The following is a 6,396-nucleotide window of genomic DNA, read 5'->3' on the forward strand; positions in this document are numbered from 1 at the left end:
TCGGCACCGGCCGCGATCATCGTGACGCTCGCATCGCGCGGATCACACGGGACAGCTGCTCGCCATCTATGGCTGTGTCCGTCCAAGCACGACATCGCCGATCGCGATCTCAAGCTTGATCGCCGGAACCTGACGCTCCTCCAACGCACCTTCCACGATTAGCGGCGCGAATGTCGGCGGGGACGCCTCGCGCGGCGACAACATGCCTCGCTGTCGAAACCGCCGCCGCCAATCGTAGATTTGCCAGCGCGTCGCTCCGTGCTTGCGCGCCACCTCGGACACCTGGGCACCGGGTAACAGACTCTCGGCGACGATCCGAGCTCTCTCAGCTTCCGAACGTACGCGGCGCCCCGATGGTCCTTCAAGAACCTCCAGCCGGCTCACCGATCGCCTCGTTGAGCCGTCCAAATGGACGTCCTTTTTGCTGTCCAATCCCATCCGAAACCTCCGTCCAAGCCGGAGGCTTCTTTCGCACGTTCATTCGAATTCTGAAGCAAGGGTATCGGCTTCGCGCTTACGGCTGTTCGAGGTCGCCGAAGAAATGGACAGCGAGGATGGCCAGCTATGGGTCGTCGGCGTCGGTGAAGACGGGGTGATGGCGTTCACCGATGACGGGATCGAGAACCTCAAATAGCTGATCGCAATCCACAGCGACACCCCCAGCATCATCGAAAAACGCCGCCACGCGCTCGCTGCGATGATGAAGCCGAAGACCGAAGAGTCCGACGAGATCTAACCGCTAACCGGATAGATCAGCGCGCTTGCGGCCTACAGCGCATGGTTACTCCACAGCCGGGAATCGGTGCCAAAAACTCTAGCCAAGATTGGTCCAGTTTGCCGGCCTCAGATCAGGAGGAAATACTCGGTGGCAGGTCACGTGGGTCCATCGCCTGTAGTTGCACCCAGTCTCTACCGGCCTGCGCCGGTCAGATCATTTTAGCAGCCACTGCATCCATCAGACGAGGACCATCGTATTCACCGGTCGGGCGAGCCGGCTGACGACCGCCTTGTTCAGAAGCCCAGATGATCCGCGCTCTTTATTGCCCTGCGCGACAGTGGCAACCTTGAAGGGCCGTCTGGCGAGAACATCTTCAGCCACGGCCCGAGCCTCGTTCTGGGCGACCCGCAAAACGGCCGTTGCCCCAACCACGCGAAGAGCGGAGGTCCGAATTCCCATCTTCGATATTCGTCCAATCGCTGTTTGCCTCCGCTTGAATGAGACCGCAGCGTCAATCCCAGCCAGACGGCAAAGTGGCGAACCGATTTTAGCTCTCTAGGATCCTGCACAGTTAAATTGGGCGATCATAAGTTTCGCAACCTCATCGGAACCATCTGTCCCAGAAGTCAATTTAGAATCGTACAAGCCGCCAGGAAACCCTAGATTAAGTTCTACGATGTATGGAAAAGCCATATCGATTCCCGCAAAATTAATACCGTGCGCCATTAGCTTTAAGCCAATCGATTCTACGAGCTGAATTTCATTCGAATGCAGATCGACTGCGACCGGCTTTCCTCCTTGCGTCATGTTCGACCTATGGTCGTAAGGGGGGGGCTGCCGACCATGCCACGCAACCGCTTTCCCGCAAGCAACGATCACTCGCTTTTCGCCTTCGCGAACTTCCGGAATATACTTCTGAAGAATAGCATATTCCGCCTTGAATCCGCCTACTCCGCCGCAGTCGAGCTCGCCTTGCGCGACAGTGTTCCCGGTAAGACACTGAAGGATTGTCCGAACATTCGGTCCACGTGGAGGAAGTAAGAAGACGTTCTGTCCGCAAGCGGCATTCGGCGGTTTGGCTATCCACTGCTGATCGGATGCTTTCTGATAGCGCTCCCAGAGTGATGAGAAATCATTAGATATATAGGAATAGACTCTATTCTCTGCTGGCACGACATAGCCTATTGCATGCTTTGTATTTAGAAACATTAGGCCTTCAATGCTATTAACGAACGCGGTATGTCGAGAGGCGAGCCACAGCATTTGCCAGACATCGCGGAATACACGATCATGCGGCCAGCTCATTACCCAGATTAGCTGGCATTCATCAAGAAAATATGCCTTTCGAGTTCCCAATGCGGCAGAGCCGGGATGGTACGGCTCGCCATTTTCCGGAACCATCGCTCCTAGTGTGAAATAGCGATAGTTATCTGCTGAAATCGCATTGATCTCGCCGAGAACGACTTCGCACCCCGACCGACGGAAGGCATTAGCGAGGGCTGCATCATTCTCACCCAAACAATCGAGGCTATTTGTGAGTATCAACAGTCTCATCACATTCTCCTAACCAGATGAACACAAAATGAACTAGCTGCGCGATCCAGATCGTCGATGACAAAGAGGCCTTTTACCCGCCACCTTCATCTCGATTAGCCGCTCCAAATACAAGTTTGCGCATCAATCACCACTTCTGCTTGGTCGCAAGCCTATCTGTCAGCTATGACATCAACTTAGCGTTCTCTTCAATCTACCAGCAATCGCCATGCCAGTTCACCAAGCGAGAAAGGAAACGATGCAGCGAGCGGTGTCATCGAGGGGGCATTGCATGCGTTCAGAGCTTTAACACGCCTAATGAACAGTCCACCAAACATGCCGCTCTGTTCGCGGACGATTTAACAATCGACGTGCCACTGCCACTCCAACGCTCACGCGCGTGATGAACAAAACTAGCGGGCAGTGTTCGTCGGCTTTACGACATCGGGCCTTCAGTTCGGCATAGATTGGCTCGAACGGACCAACTCGTATGCAGTCTCCAGCGTTCGTAGCATTCGGCGGTATCGCTGGTCATTTACTTAGACCGGAGTCCTATCGCACCGCACTTGCGGGCCGTGACCGGCGCCTTCTCTTTCATCGACAAAAAACGATTTTGAAGGCCAGGCCGAGAGCCCATGTCGCTAGGGGATTCTTGACGAACTCTCTGCTGGTGCCGGCACAGTTCTTTGACCCTACGCAGAACCCATGATTTTGGTGAGGCACTGCAGCGCGAATTGTGGGCGGGAGCAGCAGTTCTGGATTCGAACGGCGAGCTCCGCGGTTCGGATCGATTGTTAGCAGCGTCTGCGATGCCAAGTGTCAGAGGCTTGCACCTCAGCGCCTGCAATTGGCATAACTCTTGAAGAGTGCGTAGCGACATCTGGGCCGCCTCAGGTAGCCCCTCCAGCCAGGGGCTAGCAAAGGCCACTATTCATCGGGCTACGCGATGGACATCCACGAGGACGCAAACGGCGAGAGGAGACGATCCATGGCAAACAACAGGGTCAAGCAAATCTGGGCTTCTGGCAAGGCGGTAGTAAATGGCTGGCTGGTAGTTCCGTCTGGCCTAACGGCTGAGATGATCGCCCAATGCGGGTTCGACAGCGTCACTGTCGACATGCAGCATGGCGTGCATGACTACATCTCGATGATAGAGTGCTTTCAGGCGATGAATGGCCAGTTCGTCACCCCTATGGTTCGCGTGCCCTGGAACGAGCCGGGTATCGTTGGCAAGGTGCTCGACGGCGGCGCCTATGGGGTGATCTGCCCCATGATCAACACCGCACAGCAAGCAAAGAACCTCGTTTGCTATGCCAAGTATCCGCCGGCTGGAACTCGTTCCAATGGCCCGATCCGTGCCGGCATTGGCACGCCGGGTAGCTATCAGAAGACTGCCAACGACGAAGTTATAGTACTTCCCATGATAGAGACGAAAATCGCAGTCGAGAACATGGAATCGATTCTCGACGTCCAAGGCATCGACGGTGTATACATCGGCCCTACCGATCTCGGATTGTCCTACGGGATTGGGCCAAAGGTGGATCATATCTTACCCGAAATACTCAACATCTACGACAAGATCGTAAACGAGTGCGACAAGCGCAAGCTCTATCCAGGTATCCATTGTGGCGACGCTGAGGGCGCCGTGCGCGCGATCAACATGGGATTCAAGTTCGTCTCGTTATCTGACGAAATTGGACTGATGTCGAGCTATGCAAAACGACAGGTGAATCAGATCCGCAAGGATTCCGACGGCAAAGCATGAGAAAAGCTACCTCTTAGCGGTTCAGAATTACTGCAACCATTAGACCTTACCCCCGGCCTTAATCCAGTTTGAAGTTCGCTCCGGCCCAAGACCAGGACCAGAGCATGAAGCGTAGCAGCACGGCGTCAGCACGCCAGCATCTACCAACGAAAAGGAAAGCTGTCGCGCATCTCGTGGGTGCCACGGGATGAGCGAACGGCGGGCGTGTAAAGCCATCGGCTGCTGTCGCATGACCATGAGATATCGAACGGCCCGGGCCGACGATGCCGGCCTTCGCCAGCGCATGAGGGCGATTACGGAGGAACACCGTGAGCGTCACGATAGGATCACCGGTGCCCGGGCTTGACTTGCGCGGAATGCTCTGGATAGCGCGGTCGGGATGATTGACGCCGCCGGGGCGCGGTGATGGGGTGATCCCGGTTCGGAGCGGGCAACGGGATCAGAATGAACAGCGAGTCGCAGCTGCGCGAGAAGCTTCGGAAGATCGAGGCGTTGTTCGTGGGGGCCGGAACTGCTGGTGAGCGCCTTGCGGCGGAAGCCGCGCTGCAGCGGGTGCGGGCCCGGGTCGAGGAACTCGCGCGCCACGATCCACCGATCGAACAGCAATTCTCACTTCCCGACCAGTGGTCTCGGCACCTTTTTCTGGCGCTTTGCCGCCGATATGGGTTGCGGCCGTTTCGTTATCGCCGGCAGCGACGCAACACGGTGATGGTCCGTGCGTCACGGGGCTTCGTCGATCGACTCCTGCTGCCGGAGTTCACCGAGCTGGAGGGTGCGCTGCAAGTGTATCTACTCGAGGTGACGCTGCGCGTGATCCGCGAAGAGATCTACGACGACGCCAGCGATGCTCAGGAAGTTCCAGATGCCCTGCCGTCGAACTGATCAGGCGGCGAGCTTTGCCTGCGAGCTATCGTGCTCGGCCTTCCAATTCCACGGCAACAGCATGTGCAGCTGATTGATCGATTGATCTTTGTACGTCCGGAGACGATGCGCTCGAGAACATCGGTCAGATAGTGCCGCGGGTCGATGTCGTGCAGCTTTGCCGTGTTGATGAGCGATGCGAGGGTGGCCCAGGTTTCGGCGCCGCCCTCACTGCCGGCGAACAAGTAATTCTTTCCCAGGCCTATTGGCTTGATGCTGCGTTCGACCGTATTGCTGTCGATCTCGATGCGCCCATCATCGATGAAGCGCGTCAGGCCTTCCCAACGGTTGTGACCTGCCCCCGCCAAATTAGGCCAGTTTGAACTGGAATTTTCCACTTATGATCCCCTGATGGGGAGAGGAGAATTCCATGAAGGCATCGAAGTTTTCAGAGGCGCAGATTGCATTCGTACAGGCTGAAGACGGCTCGGCGGTGGCCGAGGTCTGCCGCAAGGCCGGGATCAGCGAGGCAACCTTCTACAACTGGCGGAAGAAGTATGCAGGCTTGATGCCCTCGAGATGAAGCGGCTGCGTCAGCTTGAGGAAGAGAACGGGAAGCTGAAGCGGATTGTCGCCGACCTGTCGTTGGACAACGCCATGCTTCAGGATGTGCTCTCAAAAAAGCTCTGAGGCCTGGCCGCAAGCGCGAGCTTGTCGACAAGGTGCGAAGTGACTGGAAGGTGTCAGTCAGGCGGGCCTGCTCCACGCTTCGGGTTGATCGCGCTCTTTACGTCTACAAGTCGAAGCGCGGCGACCAGGCCGCTCTCAAACACCGGATCAAGGACATCTGCGCGACGCGGGTGAGATACGGCTATCGGCGCATTCATGTGCTGCTGCAACGGGAGGGCTGGGCCGTTAACGTCAAACGGGTCTATCGCCTGTACCGGGAATTGAGCCTGCAATTACGCAACAAAACGCCCAAGCGCCGCGTCAAGGCCAAGCTGCGAGAAGATCGAACCGATGCCAAACAGATCAACGAGACCTGGGCCATGGACTTCGTTCACGACCAGCTGGCCACCGGCCGCAAACTCCGCGTGCTGATTATTGTCGACATCTTCAGCCGCTTCTCGCCGGCGGTCGATCCGCGGTTCAGCTATCGAGGCGAGGACGTTGTGCTGACTCTGGAGCGCATCTGCAAAACCGTCGGTTACCCGAAGAGCATTCGTGTGGATCAGGGATCGGAGTTCATCTCCCGCGATCTCGACATCTGGGCTTATTAAAGAGGCGTTGTGCTCGACTTCTCACGTCCCGGCAAGCCGACGGACAATAGCTTCATCGAATCCTTCAACGGCAAGTTCAGAACCGAATGCCTGAACATGCACTGGTTCCTGAGCCTTGACGACGCCCGGCAGAAAATGGAGGATTGGCGTAGAGACTACAACCGCGCATCAGAACACCCATCTGTCTATGTTGTTGAAGAGAAAAGACTTTGCTGATTGGGATTCGATCCCGTGGGGTA

6 protein-coding genes and 3 pseudogenes are annotated in these 6,396 nt (G+C 56.6%); 4 read left to right on the forward strand and 5 right to left on the reverse strand.

Features of this window, described 5'->3' with window-relative positions; all coding sequences use genetic code 11:
* Positions 1-66: 66 nt before the first annotated feature.
* The 4 genes from IVB32_RS40805 to IVB32_RS40825 form a co-directional block, all read right to left on the reverse strand.
* Positions 67-438 carry a transposase gene (locus tag IVB32_RS40805; protein WP_247413142.1) on the reverse strand — a complete coding sequence of 124 codons (372 nt, stop codon included), beginning with the start codon at positions 436-438 and terminating at the stop codon, positions 67-69.
* Positions 439-477: 39 nt separating this feature from the next.
* Entirely contained in the window at positions 478-669 is a 192-nt protein-coding gene (locus IVB32_RS40810; protein WP_247413143.1) for a hypothetical protein, read from the reverse strand.
* Between the two features lie 286 nt (positions 670-955).
* Positions 956-1,099 carry a hypothetical protein gene (locus IVB32_RS43255; RefSeq protein ID WP_247413151.1) on the reverse strand — a complete coding sequence of 48 codons (144 nt, stop codon included), beginning with the start codon at positions 1,097-1,099 and terminating at the stop codon, positions 956-958.
* A 174-nt stretch (positions 1,100-1,273) separates the two neighbouring features.
* Complete coding sequence (locus IVB32_RS40825) at positions 1,274-2,272, reverse strand: RimK family alpha-L-glutamate ligase (protein ID WP_247413145.1); 999 nt, start codon at positions 2,270-2,272, stop codon at positions 1,274-1,276.
* A 967-nt stretch (positions 2,273-3,239) separates the two neighbouring features.
* Between IVB32_RS40825 and IVB32_RS40830 the strand changes: the two genes are divergently transcribed.
* From IVB32_RS40830 to IVB32_RS40840, 3 genes and pseudogenes are all read left to right on the forward strand, one after another.
* Positions 3,240-4,016, forward strand: a complete 777-nt coding sequence (locus tag IVB32_RS40830; RefSeq protein ID WP_247413147.1) for an aldolase/citrate lyase family protein — start codon at positions 3,240-3,242, stop codon at positions 4,014-4,016.
* Positions 4,017-4,165: 149 nt separating this feature from the next.
* A pseudogene (locus IVB32_RS40835) lies at positions 4,166-4,311 on the forward strand (IS3 family transposase); the annotation flags it as partial.
* A 149-nt stretch (positions 4,312-4,460) separates the two neighbouring features.
* The gene (locus IVB32_RS40840; RefSeq protein WP_247413149.1) at positions 4,461-4,898 is read left to right on the forward strand and encodes a hypothetical protein; all 438 of its coding nucleotides are present in this window, start codon (positions 4,461-4,463) and stop codon (positions 4,896-4,898) included.
* Here the strand turns inward: IVB32_RS40840 and IVB32_RS40845 are convergent.
* A pseudogene (locus tag IVB32_RS40845) lies at positions 4,899-5,227 on the reverse strand (transposase domain-containing protein); the annotation flags it as partial.
* Between the two features lie 80 nt (positions 5,228-5,307).
* Here IVB32_RS40845 and IVB32_RS40850 point away from each other — a divergent pair.
* Positions 5,308-6,319, forward strand: a pseudogene (locus tag IVB32_RS40850) (IS3 family transposase); the annotation flags it as partial.
* Between the last annotated feature and the right edge of the window lie 77 nt (positions 6,320-6,396).

Origin of the sequence: Bradyrhizobium sp. 23 (assembly GCF_023073295.1) — a bacterium.
Taxonomy (GTDB): domain Bacteria; phylum Pseudomonadota; class Alphaproteobacteria; order Rhizobiales; family Xanthobacteraceae; genus Bradyrhizobium; species Bradyrhizobium canariense_D.